Origin of the sequence: Limnobacter sp. CACIAM 66H1, assembly GCF_001601825.1 — a bacterium.
GTDB lineage: Bacteria > Pseudomonadota > Gammaproteobacteria > Burkholderiales > Burkholderiaceae_B > Limnobacter.
Genome location: NZ_LUJK01000033.1, coordinates 13,966 through 34,564, shown reverse-complemented (window position 1 = coordinate 34,564; position 20,599 = coordinate 13,966). Strand labels below are relative to the sequence as shown.

Here is a 20,599-nt window from a genome sequence, read left to right as displayed (position 1 = left end):
GCGGCGATGGCTTCAGCCTCGTCACTGCCCTCCGCTTCAAGAAGCACATTGTGTCCTTTCCCTGCGGCCAACATCATGACACCCATGATACTTTTTGCATTCACGCGCCGGCCTGCCTTGCCAATCCACACTTCGGACTGAAAACGGCTGGCCGTCTGTGTCAATTTGACCGAAGCCCGTGCATGCAGGCCCAGTTTATTGCTGATGGTGATTTCTTGCTGAATCATCGTTCTTCGCCGGGTTAAAGGTTTGACGTTGTGGCGCTGTTGCACCAGTGCTTACGATACCGTTTCGGCCGCCCATGACCAAACGTTCGGCCACTTCATTGATGGGCAAATCCCGAAACCCAAGTGCACGCAGCACCATGGGTAGATTGCAGCCCGAGACCAGCACAGTCGGCAAATTCAACGATTCCACGCCAGCACGCACCGCGGCATTGGAAGGAGTTGCACCAAACAGGTCAGTCAAAAACACCACTCCTTCACCCGCATGAACCTGCCGCGCAGCGGCTTGAATGCGCTGCACAGACTGTTCAATGTCTTCATCCGCAGGCACATCCACCACAGCCAGTCCATCAGGCAAAGAACCCATCACGTGTTTCACGCATTGGGCAATGGCGTCACCCAAAGGCGCATGAGTCACCAGCACCAAGCCCAACATCAGTGCTTCTCCTGCAAGGCTGTTTCAACGGCTTGCACGAAAGTGTCTGCCACGGGAAATCCGGTTTGATCCATGATCTCGCGAAAGCAGGTGGGGCTTGTGACATTCACCTCGGTGAGGTTCTGCCCGATGATGTCCAGTCCCACCAGCAATAGCCCTCGCTTTTTCAATTCGGGTGCCAATGTGCGGGCAATGTGCCAGTCGCTTTCACTCAAGGGCTGCGCCCTGCCTGTGCCCCCCGCAGCCAAGTTACCTCGGTGCTCACCCTCTTTGGGTAATCGTGCCAGACAATAAGGTACCGGCTCGCCATTGATGAGTAACACACGTTTGTCGCCGTCCACAATGTCGGGAATATAGCGCTGAATCATGGCGGTTTTGCGGCCATAGTCGGTCAGGGTTTCCAGTATTACGCCCACGTTTTGATCGCCTTTCTTCATGCGAAAAATTGACGTGCCGCCCATGCCATCCAGAGGTTTGGCAATGGCATCAGGATGTTGTTCCAGAAAACCGCGAAGCTGGGCTGCGTTGCGCGAAACCAGGGTAGGCACTACAAATTGTTCAAACTGGGCAATGGTGAATTTTTCGTTGTGATCACGAATGGCCCGCGGACTATTGAACACTCGCGCACCCTCACGCTCGCCCTGTTCAAGAAGCCAGGTAGCGGTCACAAACTCGGCATCGAACGGTGGGTCTTTGCGCATGATGATGGCATCAAGGTCTTTCAATGCAACCTCTTCACGACCCACCTCGGAATACCAAGGCTTGCTGGCCCGGTCAATTGCAATCCACACCACCTGGGCGCGAACACCAACACCAGTCGCCCAATGCATGCCTCCATCCTCGATCACGCCCACTTTCCAGCCACGCGATTGCGCCGATTCCATCATGGCGATGGAGGAATCTTTTTTCGGATTCAGGCTGGTGAGCGGATCAATGACGCACACAAAACTCCGACTGCTCATGCGGCCAACTCCATACCTGCTGTAGCCTCCAGCTCTTGCGAAGCAGCCAATGCGGCCAAACGGCCGATTACGCCATAAGCATAGAAACGGTTCATCGCGGCGTCGGGGCGATCACTGCAGTCGGGTGTGTTACATGGCGTTTCAAATGCCAAAGGCACAAAGTGCATGCCAGGTGCATTCAGGTTTTCATCGCGGCCACGGCCCGTGTGCACTCGGTAAAAACCGCCCACCACATAGCGGTCGATCATGTAAACCACAGGCTCGGCCACGGCGTCTTCAATGCTCTCGAAGGTGTGCACACCTTCTTGAATAATCACGTCGGACACCTGCAGGCCCTCTTTGATCACCGACATTTTGTTGCGCTGCTTGCGATTCAGGCCAACCACTTCCGAGGCGTCCTTTACAGTCATGATGCCCATGCCGTAGGTGCCTGCATCAGCCTTGACCACCACATAAGGCTGCTCGTCTATGCCGTATTCAGCGTATTTGATGCGTGTTTTGGCAAGCACCTCATCGACAGCCTGCGCCAGGGCCTCTTCACCCACGCGCTCCTGAAAATTCAACTGATTGCGGTGCGTGAAATACGGGTTGATCAACCAGGGATCAATTTCCAGCATTTCAGAAAAAGCCTCAACGACTGAATCATAGGCTTTGAAGTGCGTACTCTTGCGGCGGGTGGCCCAACCAGCATGCAAAGGGGGCAACAGGATTTGGTCTTTAATGCCTTGCAGAATTGGAGGAACACCTGCGGAAAGATCGTTGTTCAACAACACCGCACATGGCTCCAATCCATCAACACCAACCCGGCTACCGTAGCGCTTGAGCGGTTCCAGCACAATGTGCTGACCATCCGGCAAATCAAAACGGGTCGGTTCGGTGATGTCGGGCGACACGGAACCCAGACGAATATCCAGACCGGTTTGCTTCAAAATGGCAGCCAAGCGGGCCACATTGGTGAGGTAAAAGGTATTGCGGGTGTGGTTCTCTGGTACCAGCACCATGCTGCGCGCTTCCGGACAAATTTTGTCAATGGCACTCACGGCGGCCTGAATGGCCAGCGGCATCATGTCGGGGGCGAGATTGTTGAAACCGCCAGGAAACAGGTTGGTGTCAACAGGCGCAAGCTTGAAACCTGCATTGCGCACATCCACTGAACTGTAAAAAGGCGGCGTGTTCTCATTCCAGGCCATGCGAAACCACCGCTCAATTTCAGTGGTCTTGTCGAGCATTCGTTTTTCAAGATCCAACAGTGGACCGGTTAAAGCAGTTACAAGATGTGGAACCATCAACATTCTCTGGGTAAGACACTTCGCCAAGTGTAATCCAAAACGCTGCACCGCCACATTGAGGAGGGAAAATCGGGGGGTGAAGCAAAAAAGGCACCCGAAGGTGCCTTTGAATCAGCCCTTTACCCCGGGCTGAAGGATTCCACCTAAGTGGAGAGTGTATTTACTTGCTGTAGGCTGTTTCACCGTGAGAGGTGATGTCCAGACCTTCGCGCTCTGCATCTTCAGACACACGCAGGCCAACGATGAGGTCTACCAGCTTGAAGGAGATTGCAGCCACGATACCAGACCAAACGATAGTGATCACCACGCCCTTGGCCTGCACTGCCAACTGGGAAGCGATTACGAAGTCGTCACCCATGGTGCCGCCCAGGCTAGGTGCAGACAACACACCTACCATCAAGGCGCCCAAGATACCGCCTACGCCGTGTACACCGAACACGTCCAGTGCATCGTCTGCACCCAACATCTTCTTAAGACCAGTCACGCCCCACAGACAGATTGGGCCAGCCATCAAGCCAAGGATCAGAGCTCCCATTGGGCCGATTGTGCCGCAGGCTGGTGTGATCGCAACCAAACCACCCACTGCACCGGAAGCGGCACCCAGCATGGACGCCTTGCCTTTCAGCAGTGCTTCAGCAGCGGCCCAGCTCAGTGTTGCGGCAGCAGTTGCCAACAATGTGTTGATGAAGGCCAATGTTGCACCACCGTTGGCTTCCAGGTTGGAACCAGCGTTGAAACCGAACCAACCCACCCACAGCATGGATGCACCAACCATGGTCAATGTCAGGCTGTGTGGAGTCATGGCTTCCTTGCCGTAACCAACACGCTTGCCGATCATGTAAGCACCCACCAAACCTGCAACTGCAGCGTTGATGTGAACCACTGTACCGCCAGCGAAGTCGATTGCGCCATCTGCGAAGATGAAACCAGCAGCGTCCCACACCATGTGAGCGATTGGCACGTAGCTGAAAGTGAACCAGATTGCACAGAACAGCAACACTGCAGAAAACTTGATGCGCTCGGCGAATGCACCCACGATCAGGGCACAGGTAATGGCCGCGAATGTGGACTGGAATGCGATGAAAATGAATTCAGGGATCATCACGCCTTCAGTGAACGTGGCTGACAGGGAGTCAGGTGTCACGCCGCTCAAGAACAGTTTGCTGAAGTTGCCCACGAACGGGTTGTCACCACCGCCGAAAGTCAAGCTGTAGCCGTATACAGCCCACAACACCACGATCAGACAGAACACGGACATTACCTGCATCAGCACAGACAACATGTTCTTTGCGCGGACCAAGCCGCCGTAGAACAATGCCAAGCCAGGAATGGTCATGAAGATAACCAAAATAGTCGCGACCATCATCCAGGTGATATCGCCTTTGTTCACTGTTTGTTCAACAGCTGGGGCAGCTTCTTCTGCGGGAGCAGCTTCTGCGGCCATGGGAGCTTCAGCGGCAGGCGCTTCGGCAGGAGCTGCCTCGACGGGAGCAGCCATTGTTTCGGTGGCTTCGGTGGCAGGCGCTACAGGGGTTTCCTGAGCAAATACACCGGGACTGGCAACACTGAAACCCAGTGCTGCGGCCGCAAGCCAGACAGTCAGAAGTTTTCTCATGATTTCCTCACTTCTCTCTGGTTAAAGGGCGTCTTTACCGGTTTCGCCTGTGCGAATACGGGTAACACTCAACAAATCAAACACGAAAATTTTGCCGTCACCGATCTTGCCGGTCTTGGCCGCTGCTTCAATGGCTTCGCATGCCTGGTCTACCAGGCTGTCGTCCACGGCTGCTTCAATTTTCACTTTGGGCAAAAAGTCGACTACATACTCGGCGCCACGATACAGCTCTGTGTGACCTTTCTGGCGACCAAAACCTTTCACTTCGGTAACCGTAATGCCTTGCACGCCGATGGCAGACAGCGCTTCACGGACTTCATCGAGTTTGAAAGGCTTAATGACTGCTGAAATTAGCTTCATTACGCACTCCTGAATTAAGTTTGAAGAGGGTAAAAACAGCGCCCCTCTTCAGAGCGCTGTCTGGATTCAATTTAGAACTTGGCGCTGAAAGTCACTACCAAAGAACCATCAGTGATTTGTTCGTTGTTGAAGAAATCAACACCGTCATCATCAACGTCAATATACGCAGCAGTTACCGAGTACTTGGGGCTGATCGCGTAGGTGGCGGCCAAGCTGTAATCAGCATAAGAATCAACAGTGCCGGTACCAAGACGGTTGTTGGCAACATCCTTGTCATAGCTAGTCAGACCATAGTGAGCGGTCAAGGACAAAGCATCTGACAACGCCAAGGTGTAACCCAGATCCAGGTAAGTGGAACCACTTTGGTCAATGCTGCCATTTGCTGCAGCGACGCCGAAGTAATCTTCAGTTACAGCGTAAGAGAGTTTGGCATAGGCACCTGCATAAGACACCTTACCGTAGATCTCCAGAGTGTCCAGCTCGGGGGCTCCAGCAGCAATTGGTACACCTTCATAGAAGTAGTACAAGGCACCAACGTCATAGCCAATACCATTAGCCAATGAACCTGCGTAGCCGCCGTAGAAGTCCATTTCCAAACCAGCACTTCCAGAGCTCAGACCAGAACCAACGCCTGGGAAGTTTACGTTCGAGTTCCAGTTACCCACGTAGAAACCGTTGCTGAAAGCGGCGTCAAAGCCACCCTGGAAAGCCGGGCCACCGTTGGTTTGGGAAATACCGCGGAATTTGTAATCGGTAGCCAAGTTGGCGTTTGCTGTAGTAGTGACTTCAGCTTGTGCAGTTGAAACAGCCCCAAAAGTAGTTGCGGCGATTGCAGCGACCAGTACTAATTTTTTCATCTCACTCTCCTAAAAATAGATGAATGCCGTAAAGTTTTTTTGGCAAGGGTCTATTAGCGAGAAGTGTGCCAACCATGAACTCGTCGGTAATTTCACGATAAATCCCCCTTTTTCGGGCACAATAGGGATTCAATTTTTTGAATTTTTCGCCGCAGCACCAATTTGGTGCACTGTTTTGGTGCGACGCGATAAAACTCTTTCGGGGTAAACATTGGCGAACAATCCTTTCGATGCCATCACGGCCAAAGTAGGCGAATTGCTCAACGCAAAAGGCCTTCAAAACATGGAAAATCCAGTCACACAGCTGATTCGCCAAGGTTTGCAAGACATGGAGTTTGTGTGCCTTGAAGATTTTGAAATCCAAAAGGAAGTGCTTAACCGGCTGCGCGAAAAGGTGCATGCACTCGAATTGCGCGTGGCTGAGCTCGAGAAACGAACCTGATCGAGCCCTCTGTCACGCGTCGTCCACCGGGTGACGCCAACCGAAGCACTCATTTGCAAAAAGAAGCGGCGTGGGGATAATCCTCGGGGTTTGACTGTTGTCCGCACCATGCCTCTAGCCACCCTTCACAGTCTTACCTTTGTGGGCGTTCGCCCTGTCGCGGTTCAAATTGAGGTTCATTTGTCAGCCGGCTTGCCTTCCTTCGCGCTGGTCGGTCTGCCCGATACCGAAATCCGTGAATCCAAAGAACGAGTACGATCGGCCTTGCTCAACAGCGGATTCGAGTTTCCCTCTCAGCGAATTACAGTCAACCTCGCGCCGGCTGACCTTCCCAAGGGCAGTGCGGCATTTGATCTTGCAGTCGCATTGGGCATCGCCAGTGCTTCGGGCCAATTGGCCAAAGCCGATCTTTCTGACTGGTTGTTCGCTGGAGAACTGTCATTGTCAGGTGCACTGACTGGCGTACGCAGTCCTTTTGCCCTGGCAGTTGCTGCTCGAAAGGAGGCCCGCATACGCCAGCGCACGATCAAGCTGATGATGCCCAAAGCGCCAGCCAGGCTTGCAGCCACTGTGCCCGACCTTGCAGTATTCGGCGCCGGCAATTTGTTTGAAGCGGCTGCGCATCTGGTGGGGCATGGCCAGCCACTGGAACAACAATCACACCTGGCATCAAACCATTCGAGCACGACCAACCCACTGGACATGGCCGAAGTGATTGGTCACCAAACCGCCAAACATGCCTTACTGACCGCCACGGCGGGTCAACACCACATTCGCCTGGTGGGCCCACCGGGCAGTGGAAAGTCGATGCTGGCGCAGCGCGTTGGCAGCCTGATGCCACCTTTGCCTTTTGAAGACTCGCTGGAGATCTCGGCCATTCGAAGCCTGAAAGGCGAAAGCGACATGCTGAGCCCGCAGCGCCCTTTTAGAAACCCACACCCTAGCAGCACCATGGCTGCATTGATCGGCGGCGGATGTTATTTCTAGTTGAAGATGCGACTACACATTTAAATATGCGACCTTCTACCCTGCGACTCGTATTGACCATGTCAAAACTGATGCAGCTCACCGTAGCGGCTCAATCGCTGTGTTTTTTCAAGTGCCTGGGATACATTAACCAATAAGTCTAAGGAAATTTGTGGAGTCAAAATTGTCGAGTTCATCGCCTCAAAAAGATAACTTTGCCAACTACATAAGTTCTGTCTACAAAACCACTCTAGTAGAGCGGGTTGGGTTGATCAGAGCTGGAATCCCTGCTGGGTATTTTTATGAAACTGCTCAAGCCATGGGAGTCAGCTTGGCTAACTTGTCCCAAAGTCTCGGCATCTCTCTTTCTTTGGCCTACTCAATCAAGTCCAGAGGCTCGCCCAGTCAGAAAAAAAGCCTGTCTAATCAGATTATTGGAATTCACTTGTTAATAGGACAAGTACAAAATATTGTTGAAGAGTGCGGCGATCCTGAAGGGTTTGATGCCGCCGAGTGGCTCGGAACTTGGGCATTTGGTCCCAATGACTCCTTGGGTGGCCATCTTCCTGCAGATTACTTTGATACCGTGGTGGGCCAGGAGGTGGTATCCAATCTACTATCCGCCATTCGTTATGGCATTTATCAATAACCAACTAATCAACCTGTCCAATGTGCTCCAATTTGTGGTTTTGTGCTTTAAATAGTCAACAAACTCACTTTATTTAATGTAGATTATTTTTCATGATCACAAACCACACGAATCTCCTATGCAATTTAAAGTCACACTTCCTGTAGCAAATCTGCTTATTTATGAACAGTTTGAGTTTGCTGGTACCACATTCGTACCAGCCAAGAACGAGCATGAAAATGAATCTTCGCGAGAAGAGGTTGACTTTGATTCGCTTTTCTCCGGCAAAAATCTCTCGGAAGTTATAACCGCAGTAAGTGGAGTGCGGCTATCAGATCTGGAAACCGTGACGAATATACAGTTCGACATCGACATCAATTGGACTGGTGAGCAAGTAAGTTCCCGCGACTATGACGAGCGAATTCTGGAAGAATCTATTTTTAAAGGCGAAGCAGTAATGGACTTGATTAGAGTTGATTACTGCAGACTGGATATTCCCCAAACATCTCCGATGATGGCAGGCTATATTCCAGACCTTAACTTTCTAGCGGTTAAGGTTCAGAACCACGAGCAAACACGTTTGATCGCGAGGGAACCTGATTGTCCTCTCTTAGTACCGGGTCTAGGTCTTGAACTGGACAGACCGCCTAGCCATTCAGACTTCGAATCGATTGTTACAGAACAGTATGAGAGTAATTCTCTAGGCATTCGTCTTAAGCGATTATTGCGTGTGTTTGGGCAATCGTTCACCGCATTCTCGGATGATCAAAAAATATTGAATTTGATTTTCGCAATAGATGGCCTTTTGACGCCTGAAAATTGCAACTCCAATGAGTTCAAATCGGCAATTGGCAAATGGCTCTCTAACGACCCTTCAATTCAGGCAAATACAAGAGAAAATTTCGTTAAGTTTTACAAAGATGTTCGAAACCCAATGGTGCATCATGGAAAGTCATACTCACAACTTGGACGGAACCGGAAAGAAGATCTGTTATACATTCAACGAATAATTGCAAGGCTGCTGCTTAGCCTATCTAAATATCGTCACTTAGAGTTCGCTGAATTTTGGCAACAACACAAATAACTGAAAGTCAATTTTGATTATTGGTCACAATAAGCTTACCTGCAGTCACTGTTGCTGACCTAGACGGAGAAAACAGTCCGCTAATAAAACAATGACCTTTCATTAATCAGAATGCAATTCACGATGCTTGACTAATGGGATGTTGTATATCGGAACACCCACTGAAAAAATTCAATTTGCCACCTAAGTTACGCTGCAATACCTTTGTCCACTCATGATGACTTTCTCCTATGCTCAAATATTAGCCGGGAGTTGTCCACGATAGGCGGGGTAGTACATCCCAAGGATCAATTGCCTTGAGGTGAAAACTTCATATCTAGAACAACCAAATGTTGTGCAAGATATAGTATTTGCCTTATGCTAGGTCATGTTGTATTTTAAAATACCATATTGTGACAAAAAAAACCCTAACTGAAGTCTCTTTCGGTACTGTTGTTATACAAAGATCGAGGAGAATTGCGCTCGACGGAAATCTGTTGCGCACGCTAGGAATTGCTGAAGGTGATTGTGTTGAAGTGATATTGCATGTGGACAGCTCAGACATCATCTTGCGACGGGCTGCCAAAAATGTTGCAGAGACAATCGGAGTCGAAAAAACGCGGAATGAACTCAATGTTGGCAAGTGACACTAATTTGGAATCTTCCCTTGATTTCGACTTGAAATCGCACGACATTGACCATCGCAAAAAAATTGGAGCTTTTTACACCCCTCTTTCTGTGTCTGCGGCACTGTCTGACTGGGGAATCAGATCTTCTTCGGATCTAGTTCTTGAGCCCTGCTTTGGTGGTTGTACCTTTTTAGAGGCTGCCATACAGCGCCTATCCGAGCTGGGCAATCCTGCGCCTGAAGCCAACTTATACGGTTGTGACATTGACCCCCTGGCGTTTAGATATCTGAGGCGCCGAATTAAACAAGAGATGATTGCAGGTCATTTTTTTCAACAGGACTTTCTCACAAAAGCCACTGAGCGATCGATGCGAACAAAAGTCGATCTAGTGATTGGAAATCCTCCTTACATCAAACATAGTAATTTCTCAAAAAATCAGAGAGAAGCTATATCGGAATTGATTAATACGTCCAGCATTCGGCTTCACGGCAGAGCCAACCTATGGGCTTATTTCGTGGTTCATGCGCTAAAATTTCTTAAAACTGGCGGACGCATAGCACTGGTGCTACCTGGTAGCTTTCTTTATGCCGAATACTCGGCATCAATTCGGGAGCTTATTCGAAGTAAATTTGAACGAGTAGTGGCCCTCACAATTGCCGAGCGGTTGTTTTTAACTGAAGGTACAGAGGAAACCACAGTAGTTCTATTAGCCGAAGGCTTCAACAAGCAACCCGCTGATACCCCGTTCATGGTTAGATGTATCGAGAGCGTTGAGAAGCTTACTGAATTGTTGAAAAACTGGCATATCAATAGCCATACGGAGGAAATAGCCTTTCCAGGACATGGGCTTATTCCCGTTCAAGTTGGCCGGCTACACCAGACGCTTGCTTCTGTTCCAAACATGCGATTGCTAGGCGATCTAGCAACGATTAGGATCGGGCTTGTAACTGGAGACACCCCCTTCTTCATCAAAAGTCGATCTGAATGGAAAGAATACAAAATTGATAATCGTCATCTGAAATACATCATGCCACGAAGCCAATATGTTTCGGGGATTAGTGTTGACCAAGATGATCGCCGCGAACATATTGAGAACAACGTACGCTGCCTCGCACTACGGCCACCGTCAGAACCGCGGCAAAAGATATTGACAGAGTATCTTGCTAGATATCCAATGGAAAAGAGAGCTAGCAACTCTACATTTCAGCGACGTCCTATCTGGTATCAATTTGAGGATAATCACCGCACGCCAGACGCCTTTTTCGTTTTCATGGCCGACAAAGGTCCGCGTTTAATTCTCAATCTCGCCAACGCTAACTCAACAAATTCGATGTACCGCGTGTACTTCAAAGAGAGTGTTACCGCCAGTCAAATGAAATTAATAGCGTTGTCTATACAGACAACATTCACACAGTTAGCAGCTGAGATAATTGGACATCCGCGAGGATCTGGAGCTCTGAAACTAGAACCATCGAGTGCACTAAAATTGAACTTATTTTTACCAAGTAATCGAAATTCTTCTCAGATTGACACGGTTTTTAAAAAGGTAAATGAAAAATTGAGGCTCGGAGACGCAACGGGAGCCCGTCTTTGCGCCGATGCCTTCTTCTTTAAAGATGGAGCTATGGCGGCGTATCTTCCTGCACTACACTCTGGACTAGAAGCCGTCCGTAATCGAAGAATGCGCTGACGATAGACCACTTTTAAATCGCTTTGAACTGCCTAAGAGCCCTATGACCGATCCTGAATTTTTGCGCCGAACTATCTCTCAAGAGCTTACAAAAGAGAAGCCCGATTGGCATCTGATTGAAAAAACAAGTCGAATTATTGTCGACAACAATAACGATAATGTTCGTTTTAGTGTGGATGCTGGCCATATTCAACGCCTAGGACTTGAACTCGTAGCAAGACAGGAAACTGCATTAGCGGAGCTCATTAAAAATGCGTACGACGCAGATGCTTCTCTTGTTACCGTTACTTTTCAAAACCAAGATAAGGCGGGAGGACGGTTAGTTATCGAAGATAACGGGCATGGGATGACTCTTCAGGTCGTTCGTGATTCGTGGATGAGATTGTCCACATCTTTTAAGCAGGCAGAGCCCAAATCTCCTAAGTATTTACGACTTCGTGCTGGACGAAAGGGCATTGGTAGATTTGCGGTTCAACGCTTGGGAAAGACCTTGACAATGGAGACAGAGGTCAAAGGAAGTCACACGGGGGTCCGTGTCTCATTCGATTGGGATCATCATTTCACATCTGGTTTGAATCTAAACGATATATTTAATCAGGTTGAACAGTACAAAAAGCCCATTGATCGGGAAGGGACCAGACTTCAAATTGATCAGCTACGCGAAACTTGGCCGGAAGTGGCCTTGAACCGTGTTTGGAAGATGATTCTTTCACTGCAAAGTCCATTTGTGACACTGACAAATGGCAACACAAACTCAACAAAATACGCAGATCCTGGCTTCGAAGTACGATTAAATGGTGAGTCTTCCCAACAGCGGGAAACAACTTTGAGCATCGAAACAGGATTTCTACAGCATGCGTTCGCCATCATTACCGGAAGCATTGATGAAAACGGCATCGCTAGTGTACGTGTAGTCTCCCAGAAAACAGGTCTGGATGATAGCCACACTATCGAACGAAAATTTCTGCTTACTGGACCGCTTACCTTTAACGCTCGGTACTTTATCTATGCTGCGGAAACCCTCTCCGGTCTGGGTGTTCAGTTAGCCAAAGATATGGGCGCCGAATACGGCGGAATACGGATTTACAGAAACGGCTTTAGAGTTGCGCCGTATGGAGAAAGATCCGACGATTGGTTAGGTCTTGACCGCGACACAAGTCGAAGGAACATCATCGTTCCTGCCAGCAATGTTAATTTTTTCGGTCATGTCTCACTGGATCGTGAGGATAACCCCCTTTTTGAAGAAACTAGCAGCAGAGAAGGTTTGATCGAAAATGAAGCCTTCGAGGAAATGCGAACGGCTGTACGTGCAATGTTAGAGTGGGCGTTTGTTCGAGTTGCTTCGTCTCGTGGTCGAAAGCAAACCGCCGGACAAAAAGGGTTTGTTTCGACAGCCCGGCCTCGCAAGCCGAGCGAAATAATAGATACGCTTTACGCAGAAATTGAAACTAAACCTCTAGAAACATTAGATCTTTTCAGCTCGATACCGACCGAAGAAGCCAAAAATCCAGACACTCAACCAACGTCGCGAGAGCAACAAAAACGAACACCCGAAATCGCGGCTGCACTTCAAGCACTAGAACTAGCACGCGAGGAAGCAAAGCTATGGGAGGCTGAAGTTGAGCGACGCGAAGCAGCTTCTTTACAATATGAAGAAATGTTACGAATATTAGCCTCGCTCGGACTCTCAATTTCTGTATTTGGCCATGAAATAAAAGGGATCCGTAGTTCAATAACGGCCCATCTTAAGGTTATTAGCAAGATAGTCTCCGACCTCCCTGTTGAAGCAAAAGAACAACTTTCTGGAAAAGTTGAGGGGCTAAAAGACGTAACGGGTCGAATGTTTGACTTGGGAGGTTACATCTCCGGTTTGATGTCCAACACTGAAAGTAGACAACTACGACCAATTTCTTTGAAAGGTGCGATCGAGCGTTTTCATCAACAATTTATGCAGTACTTAGATCGACAAAGAATCAGCTTTGAATGGGACGTTACGCCAAGTCACTTAAGAACCGCAGACATGCATGCTAGCGAGCTTGATTCCGTATTGCTGAATTTTCTTACCAACTCAATTAAATCTATGAGAGCTGCGAAAGTGATGCCTAGATTAGTGCGGGTTTGCGTTAAACAAGAAGGTGATCTAGTCCTACTCTCATTTCAAGACAATGGCCTAGGAATTAGTGAAAAAAGTAAAGATCATATCTTCGATGCTTTCTACACTACATCTGTGGGTATCGATTCGGATGATGGATTAGCTGGACCAGGAACTGGCCTAGGATTGAAAATAGTAAGCGATATTGCCTCTAGTTATGGTGGCTCTGTTGCGGTAGGGTCTCCAAGTGAGGGCTACACTTGCAACATTGAGTTCCGCGTGCTTGCAGATCGTATTAATAAAGGATGATATGAATTACAAAGGTATCTTCGTAGATGATGTCGAAGAAATTTACGCCGCTCTATTGTCAGTTTCTGGATCAGAGAAAGACACGCTTTCGATCCAGTACCGCCCTTTAGCTGAAGCCGCGACTCTGGCTGGAGAGTTATTCAATGAAAGGCCAGATATCGTTTTACTCGATTTCCGTCTTGATGAAAACCCAAAGATGATCGATCCTCAAAAATCGTACAACGGTAGTGGTCTTGCACAACTTCTAAGAGATAAATCAAGTGTCGCCCCAGAATACGACTTTCCTATCGTGCTCATCTCAGGAGAGGATAAGCTCGAGAGCTTTTATCGTCCTGATGGTACTGCACATGACCTGTTTGATCGCATTTATCAGAAGGGGCAAGTCGGAGAAAATCCAGATCCAGTAAAAAATGAACTTATTTCCTTGTGTGAAGGTTATCGGCAAATCAAAGAATTTTGGGCAGACAAGTCCAAAAGATTGTCGATGTTAAATATCGAGGCAGAAGAAATAGAATTAATCGTAAACCAAGAATTGCGGGTAGCCCTCTCCTCTGCCGGTGCGCCGCATATTGCAGCCAGGACGATTCTCAAGTGTTTAATCGACAGATCAGGAATCCTATTGTCTGATAATGAAGTAGCAGCACGTTTAGGCACTGAGTCACTTGCCCCTTTGGAGCCCGAATTGCTCCACCGAAAAATTCGATATGACGGGGTGTTTAACCTAGGTTGGCGTAGATGGTGGGCACATCGACTTGACGATTGGTCAAAGGAGGTCTTTAACACGCGTCCGACAAACATCACAGGCTCCGAACGGGTCAAATTATTAAACGCTAAATTTGGCTTAAACCTGAGTCCAGCAGTTTCTACCTGGAACAACTCCTCAGATGAAAAGTTTGCATTCTCTTGCGCTGTCTGTGAGCGTATTTCTGAGATTCGTCATTCTGTATCTGCATTTGATCCACATGCGCCCAAATATAGCCATCGGAAACGTATCTGTTGGGATTGCATTCAAACAGAACGCCACTTGCAAAAGAAAATCGATGTTGATGATGTGGACGCCAATCTTGCACGGGAGGTATTAACGAAGCAAAGAAACGGTGAATCGTCATTGTGAACTCAACACATTCGTCTTGATATGAGCAACTCATATATAACCGCTGGTGAAATGTCTCACGCAATTAACACTGTTGCATGTAAATTGCTGGAATTTGATATTGTTACACCTGAAGGCTATGCGGCATTACTTCAAGAAGTATGTCAGCTTAAGCGCAACCCTCACGCCACCTCATGGCGAGTAACAATTGATAGAGACAACGCTGTTATTTTTAATGCAACATCGGATGAAAGGGGCACGCCAATCATCCCTCAGATTTCTTGTAAAGGTATCTCCGTAGCGCAAATTCAAAATGAGCATCCGCCTTTTACAGCTCTCGATATTGCCCTAGAAATCCATGATGACACTCGAAAATCACTATCACGCTGGCATGTAGATTGGGCAAATTCAACTGACGGAATATCGCAACCAGGTCCATTGGTTCATCTTCAATATGGTGGACATCGACCCGGGCAACGTCAAAGTGACCATCCATTAAAAGTGCCGCGCTGGTGTCATCCTCCAGTAGATATTCTAATTTTATGTGAGCTCGTAGCTGCGAACTTTTATGAAGAAAAATGGGAACGATTGCGAGAAGATCTAAACTGGTGCAATGCAATTGCAGTTGGGCAGAGACTTTGTTATAAGGCGTATTTGCGTAAAATGACGGATGGGCTTTCAATAAGTAGCAAAACTCTTCTTCATTCGATGTGGGCCTCTGAATGGCGCTCCGCACCATCTCCGCAGCTTTAGTAGACAAATCTAATCTTGAATATTGTTGATATTCAAGATTAGATTTGTCTTAAGAATCTATTAAAAGAGCCCGTATCAAACTTGGAGTCTGACCCCTTTTCGTAAACGTGTTTGTAGCAACTTACCTTCAGATTGTTCGGACCAAAGACCTTGCTCAATGGAGGCTCCATGTTTATTCCTTTGCACTCGGCGATGATCTCCAAGGCCGCAGAGATAGTGCTGGCTGTTGACGTCATGACATCTGCCAAAACTGGCGAACGAAAACCACCTTCTCCCGTTTCGCGACACTCAATTTCAATCCAAAACAGGATCCTTTGATTGATGATCAATCGAACAACTAACGCACAGCGATAAATACAACCTTGCAGACTGTTTTTATTGAACTTAACTAAACGCCAACCTCTGCGAGGACGAAATTTCGACCTAACATCAATTCTCTCCTGGAAGCTCCAGCAGGCTAGGCCATCTCGAATGATTTCATAACGACTATCATCACAGGGCAACACGTTAAAGCTGGAGATTATTCCGTCACACTTTAGTTGTGAGAAAACTTCCAAAATGCTTTTAAATCTTTTTTCGGGCGTCCGAATCCTATGCTCAGCCAACCCTTTGCCAACAGCATCATTTTGATAGGTGTCTTCACCTGTAGACATCCTTTCGCTATGAACTGGTACGTCATCACGAGGAGGTGTTGAATACTTCTTACTACTTAGTTTCTCCAGCTTTGATAGCGTGGGTTTGTTTATCCAGTGAAATTCCGTGTGGTTGAGATGGGTTATCGGCGAAGTGACATCTGCGTCATGAGTGGCATCTAGCTCCGCACCTGAACGCTCAATTTCTCCGGCGGGCGTACCTACATAAGGTGCCTGCTCGTCGACGGCAATGGGGTTTGGACTTGTATTACCGCTATTTGCACGCTCGTATCCAATCGGCGGAATATAACTTGGCCAAGAACATCCAATGATTTCGGTGACAAGAAACTTCCGTTTCTCGATCTTTTCACCTCCTAGACGTGGTAGAAAGAGCTCCGCAGATCAAATCCTAATACGGTTAGCTTTAAATCCTCTTTATCTGATTTAAAGGGGATTCGTGCGCTGGCATACCAAGGATTCTTTGCTCTCCCTTCTCTGTCTTGGAAGGCTTTGCGAATAGATTAAAGAAGCGCACGATCTTGCGAACTCATCAAAGTAAAACAGGCCAAAAGGGGAGCGAACACGTCAGGCACCCTTACCTGAAGAATTATGTTCCATTGTTCTGGGTGCGTAATTTTTTGAGTTTTAAGCCCCGACTCAAAGTCATCTAGGCAAATAACTTCGTCGAGACGATCGTTCCATGGGCCACCACAAAACGCTTTCGCAAGCTCCGTGTGAGGAGCGTAAAAGGTCTTAAAAATAGTCATTCGGGGGATGATGAATGTATCCTCACCACGATTAATCATCAAACATCTTGAAGACCTCATGATGTTGGGTATAACTGAATATTCAAAACGATTGAGAAGACTGTAGGGGGCACCTTCAGGCCAGCCCGGCGGAGGGGTGATTTGCTGGGAGAGTGATAACTCGAACCCTTCTTGGCCGCCATCAGCCAGTGCGATCGTACGCCGACGAGTGGGCAGCCGCCCGACATAGACCCCCCTCTGATAGATTGCCCCGATAAATACTAAAGGTAACGTTCCAGGCATCACTACTGGACAACGAATCTCAATAATTACATCTGCATCCTTTTTACGCTGCCCAAGAATACTTCGAATATCAGTCGAACCTAAATTATTTAGATTGTGAAAATCAACAGAGCCAAGTTTTTGAAGTACTACTTTCACTGACGCTGAACTTGTCGTGAGGTGCGGAAGCCTGAATTCATCAATCCATTTAACAAACCAATACCCGTCATCTTCGGGAAATCCACTGATTTTTATTTCTGCGTTCGAGCTCATTGAAATTCGCTAAAGACAAATTGGAAAAATCATTAAAGGCCCTCTCACTTGGGGACGCGAGCCTGTCCGTAGTTTTGAATGTCACTTCCACTACCCCCCCTCAAATGAGGGGTAATAAAAGCACGTACCTAATGAAGATCAAGCCGCCATCGAAGCTCTGAGAATTTTAAGTATCTCATCTCCTGTAAAGCTCCGGTCCGGATACTTTCAGTCTGATCTTCCTTGATTTATAGTCTTTGAAAATAATCATAACGCTCGATTGCAAATGCCATCTTCAGAGTAATGCGCGGAGAGAAGTGTTATTTCTTGCCGCATGATCTAACTTTGACAGTCCCAGTTAAACGGGAGAGAAAGATGGATAGTTGGCAAAAGATCGAGATCGCCAGTAAAGCAGTTGCGGCTTTATTTATACCAATTGCACTCGCATTTTTAGGCAATCAGGTTGCTACGTCAAACAAACAGCGAGACAGCGAAATGAAGTTCGTGGAACTTGCGACAGCAATACTCAGACAAGATCCCAGAACTGAACAAACCAGTGAGAACCGAAATCTTAGGCTCTGGGCGGTTGAGGTAATCAATCGTTATTCTGGGGTTCCCATGTCTAACGCGACAGCCACTGCCCTGGTCGAAAATACGACACTTCCTCAATTATCCACTTTTGAACAATCTACTTCTGCAACGGATCCATCTGGTACCTGGGGAGTTGTTTTCGGCGGGGATACAACCCTTGAAGCAGCGAAGTTTGAAGTTACAAAAACTGCTCAGCGCATGGGCATCGGAGATGCTGCGGTGTTTCGACGATCTGGATCATTCCGAAGCGTTAAGGTGGTTGTCTCCCGCGCTGAAGCAGAAGATATCGTCGGTAAGGCGCAAGTCGTGCGCCCTAGCTCGTATGTCGTAAATATGTCTACTTGGTGTCCAACCAGCGAAGCTAAAGACGGTTATTTCGAATGTTCCAAACCCTAGGCTAATTCTCAGCTTTTGAAAAGTCTTAACCAGGAACTTTCTCAAGAAGGAAATACGACGATGAAACGAATTTTAAGTATCGACGGTGGCGGTATTCGGGGCTTAATTCCAGCACTGATATTGGCAGAGATTGAGCAAAAAACAGGGAAGGCCATTTCTGCATCTTTTGATTTGATGGCTGGAACCTCGACCGGAGCAATCATAGCTTTGGGAATATCAAAGGATGATGGGAACGGTAAGCCACAATATTCTGCGCGAGACTTGGCCGAAATCTATCAATCTAGAGGGAAGGAAATTTTTTCACGTTCTCTTTGGAAGGGTGTTTCTTCCGTTGGCGGCCTAACCGACGAACTCTATTCTCACAAGGGACTAGACCGAGTTCTTGATGAATACTTTGGTGACGCGCCCATTGGATCTGGTTTGACAAAAACACTTATCACAAGCTACGACATTCACCGGAGAGAACCTGTTTTCTTTAAAAGTTGGCGAGAAGAGTACCGGTCTGTATTGATGAAACACGCTGCACGTGCCACCTCGGCCGCCCCCACATACTTTGAGCCTGCGTTGATACCGATAGGAGGAGTTGATAGGGCACTGATCGATGGCGGTGTTTTTATGAACAGCCCCTCAGTTTCCGCATATGCAGAGGCGAAAAAGATCTTTGGCGATAGTGAAGAGTTTTTTATCCTATCAATTGGCACAGGCCAGTTAATTCGTCCGATCTCTTTCTCCGAAGCCAAGGATTGGGGTAAGGCTGGCTGGTTGGCCCCTTTGTTGAGCTGTATGTTCGATGGTGTCTCCGACGCTGCCAACTATCAAATGAATATGTTTCTAGGGGACAGATACGTGCGCCTTCAAACTGATCTAACGAGTGCGTCAGACGATATGGATAACGCAACCAATGGAAACATCGAGAATCTTAAGGCAGAAGCGAAGAAAATGATTCGAACACACAAAACCGAAATTGACTCAGCTTGTCGGTTTATTACTGCCTCATAGAAGTGGACTCATCTAGTTTTCGGACAACCAACTCAGACCAATGACCCAGTATTGGTAAAGTTAGTTACTGCTGGTCTCGTGCTCATCAAGCGAACTCGCACGCGGATCTTGATGGCTGAGCGATTTCATATACGCTTCAGAAATCTGATCTAGTGAGTCAGGAATTTTTACTGACTCGTCTCCTACACGAAGAAATAGAGAAGTACTGATCCGCATGAAGCTCGATCCATCAATTTCTTTCAATGCCGAGGATTTGATTCCAAGCGATATGGCGAGAATTGAGCGAAGAGTGTTTTGGTCAGTCTGTTCAATGCCATTCTCCTTCACCCGAGCTAGTAATAATTTAAGCCTACTGACTGTTCTAGGAGGTTTGGCCATGCTCTTACCGTGATTGACCCTTGGCATTGCCACATGCCAACCGAGAACGTCTCTGCAGTATGTAACAAACTTGGAAGTATTTGCCTCGCAACCTGGATTGGTGCGCAAGAATTTGTAGACGTTTTTCTCGTCCCAAAAAGCAGTCTTTATTTTCACTGCCTTGCAAAATGACACGGCCGTTGAGAGGTACAGGCGTCTGGTGCGAAGCGATACTTTTTGGTCATCAAGCCAACTTACATAACCTATCAAAACGCTCGCCCAAGGTTGATTCCTGTTATCCAACAAGTTTTGGTGAATTCGCTGCGCGTCTGAAGCATCAGACTTGTCCTGTTGTGAGATATGAAAGCCCAACGCCTCTTGCAAATACTGAAATAACAACAGATGTCGTCTGATTGTTGCTGTTCCGAAGTTGCTCAATAAAGCTTTTGACGATACATCCGCGACCTCTACAAAAGTCGCATCCAGCTTTTGGATGATCAGGTGATTTGTTCGGTACTTAGCGCTGAGATTGGGGGCTTGTTTGTGACGCTGCCATAACCAGTTCGCAAAACCAATACAAAGAGATTTCGCCCAGTCGTGCGCAAGCGAAGATGCTAGCAGCACCGCCTCTTTCTCAAGTCGGATACTGTTAAGACACCCAATACATTTCCCGTTGCCATTACCAGGGATTCGAACTCCGCATTGAGGACAATTGTGTGCGCTTTCTGAACCAGGCGCACAGGCAATACAGTACGGAGCTCCAGCATCTGTATTGCCGGCAACTTTTCGATATCGACGACAAACGGAACAGGTACGATGAGTTACTTTGTAGCGGCACGAGTCACACACTTTGTCGTTAATGCCTAAAGATGGCATTGCGGACAATCTCGTTGACATCTTACCGCAAGCCCCGCAAGGATTTGGCGTTCGAAAAAA

Annotated in this window: 20 protein-coding genes; 10 read left to right on the top strand and 10 right to left on the bottom strand. The window is 47.8% G+C overall.

Going from position 1 to position 20,599, the window contains the following annotated elements:
• The 7 genes from A0129_RS10525 to A0129_RS10495 form a co-directional block, all read right to left on the bottom strand.
• Positions 1-227 (bottom strand): HPr family phosphocarrier protein (locus A0129_RS10525; protein ID WP_291714783.1); only part of this gene is annotated, 227 nt, incomplete at its 3' end.
• Positions 196-660 (bottom strand): PTS fructose transporter subunit IIA, encoded by a 465-nt coding sequence (locus A0129_RS10520; RefSeq protein WP_291714781.1) that lies wholly within the window; start codon positions 658-660, stop codon positions 196-198. The genes A0129_RS10520 and A0129_RS10525, both read right to left, overlap by 32 nt.
• Positions 660-1,622 (bottom strand): glutathione synthase, encoded by a 963-nt coding sequence (gene gshB / locus A0129_RS10515; protein ID WP_291714780.1) that lies wholly within the window; start codon positions 1,620-1,622, stop codon positions 660-662. Before gshB ends, A0129_RS10520 begins: the two co-directional genes overlap by 1 nt.
• Entirely contained in the window at positions 1,619-2,908 is a 1,290-nt protein-coding gene (gene gshA / locus A0129_RS10510) for a glutamate--cysteine ligase (RefSeq protein WP_105029769.1), read from the bottom strand. Before gshA ends, gshB begins: the two co-directional genes overlap by 4 nt.
• A 163-nt stretch (positions 2,909-3,071) precedes the next feature.
• Positions 3,072-4,526: an ammonium transporter gene (locus A0129_RS10505; protein ID WP_291714778.1), complete on the bottom strand. Its 1,455-nt coding sequence runs from the start codon at positions 4,524-4,526 to the stop codon at positions 3,072-3,074.
• Positions 4,527-4,547: 21 nt separating this feature from the next.
• On the bottom strand, positions 4,548-4,886 hold the full coding sequence (locus A0129_RS10500; RefSeq protein WP_008248258.1) for a P-II family nitrogen regulator: 339 nt from the start codon (positions 4,884-4,886) through the stop codon (positions 4,548-4,550).
• A gap of 71 nt (positions 4,887-4,957) precedes the next feature.
• Complete coding sequence (locus A0129_RS10495; protein ID WP_291714776.1) at positions 4,958-5,743, bottom strand: TorF family putative porin; 786 nt, start codon at positions 5,741-5,743, stop codon at positions 4,958-4,960.
• Between the two features lie 211 nt (positions 5,744-5,954).
• Between A0129_RS10495 and A0129_RS10490 the strand changes: the two genes are divergently transcribed.
• The 8 genes from A0129_RS10490 (at position 5,955) to A0129_RS10455 (ending at position 15,408) form a co-directional block, all read left to right on the top strand.
• Positions 5,955-6,185 carry an accessory factor UbiK family protein gene (locus tag A0129_RS10490; protein WP_291714774.1) on the top strand — a complete coding sequence of 77 codons (231 nt, stop codon included), beginning with the start codon at positions 5,955-5,957 and terminating at the stop codon, positions 6,183-6,185.
• Between the two features lie 108 nt (positions 6,186-6,293).
• Complete coding sequence (locus A0129_RS10485) at positions 6,294-7,172, top strand: magnesium chelatase domain-containing protein (protein ID WP_291714772.1); 879 nt, start codon at positions 6,294-6,296, stop codon at positions 7,170-7,172.
• Between the two features lie 163 nt (positions 7,173-7,335).
• The gene (locus tag A0129_RS10480; protein WP_291714770.1) at positions 7,336-7,800 is read left to right on the top strand and encodes an MbcA/ParS/Xre antitoxin family protein; all 465 of its coding nucleotides are present in this window, start codon (positions 7,336-7,338) and stop codon (positions 7,798-7,800) included.
• A 118-nt stretch (positions 7,801-7,918) separates the two neighbouring features.
• Entirely contained in the window at positions 7,919-8,863 is a 945-nt protein-coding gene (locus A0129_RS10475; protein WP_291714768.1) for a HEPN domain-containing protein, read from the top strand.
• A gap of 612 nt (positions 8,864-9,475) precedes the next feature.
• Positions 9,476-11,161: an N-6 DNA methylase gene (locus tag A0129_RS10470; protein ID WP_291714766.1), complete on the top strand. Its 1,686-nt coding sequence runs from the start codon at positions 9,476-9,478 to the stop codon at positions 11,159-11,161.
• Positions 11,162-11,204: 43 nt separating this feature from the next.
• Positions 11,205-13,562 carry a sensor histidine kinase gene (locus A0129_RS10465; RefSeq protein ID WP_291714764.1) on the top strand — a complete coding sequence of 786 codons (2,358 nt, stop codon included), beginning with the start codon at positions 11,205-11,207 and terminating at the stop codon, positions 13,560-13,562.
• Position 13,563: 1 nt separating this feature from the next.
• Positions 13,564-14,676: a hypothetical protein gene (locus A0129_RS10460; protein WP_291714762.1), complete on the top strand. Its 1,113-nt coding sequence runs from the start codon at positions 13,564-13,566 to the stop codon at positions 14,674-14,676.
• 51 nt (positions 14,677-14,727) lie between these two features.
• Positions 14,728-15,408, top strand: coding sequence for a hypothetical protein (locus tag A0129_RS10455; protein WP_291714760.1), 681 nt, complete (start codon positions 14,728-14,730; stop codon positions 15,406-15,408).
• A 38-nt stretch (positions 15,409-15,446) separates the two neighbouring features.
• Here A0129_RS10455 and A0129_RS10450 read toward each other — a convergent pair whose 3' ends face one another.
• Positions 15,447-16,061 (bottom strand): hypothetical protein, encoded by a 615-nt coding sequence (locus A0129_RS10450; RefSeq protein WP_291714757.1) that lies wholly within the window; start codon positions 16,059-16,061, stop codon positions 15,447-15,449.
• A gap of 500 nt (positions 16,062-16,561) precedes the next feature.
• Positions 16,562-17,341, bottom strand: a complete 780-nt coding sequence (locus A0129_RS10445) for a hypothetical protein (protein ID WP_291714755.1) — start codon at positions 17,339-17,341, stop codon at positions 16,562-16,564.
• A 354-nt stretch (positions 17,342-17,695) separates the two neighbouring features.
• Between A0129_RS10445 and A0129_RS10440 the strand changes: the two genes are divergently transcribed.
• Both A0129_RS10440 and A0129_RS10435 read left to right on the top strand, forming a co-directional pair.
• Positions 17,696-18,307 (top strand): hypothetical protein, encoded by a 612-nt coding sequence (locus A0129_RS10440; RefSeq protein ID WP_291714753.1) that lies wholly within the window; start codon positions 17,696-17,698, stop codon positions 18,305-18,307.
• 60 nt (positions 18,308-18,367) lie between these two features.
• Positions 18,368-19,306, top strand: coding sequence for a patatin-like phospholipase family protein (locus A0129_RS10435; protein ID WP_291714751.1), 939 nt, complete (start codon positions 18,368-18,370; stop codon positions 19,304-19,306).
• 60 nt (positions 19,307-19,366) lie between these two features.
• On the opposite strand, the gene A0129_RS10430 is transcribed toward A0129_RS10435, so the two are convergent.
• Complete coding sequence (locus A0129_RS10430; protein ID WP_291714749.1) at positions 19,367-20,287, bottom strand: hypothetical protein; 921 nt, start codon at positions 20,285-20,287, stop codon at positions 19,367-19,369.
• Between the last annotated feature and the right edge of the window lie 312 nt (positions 20,288-20,599).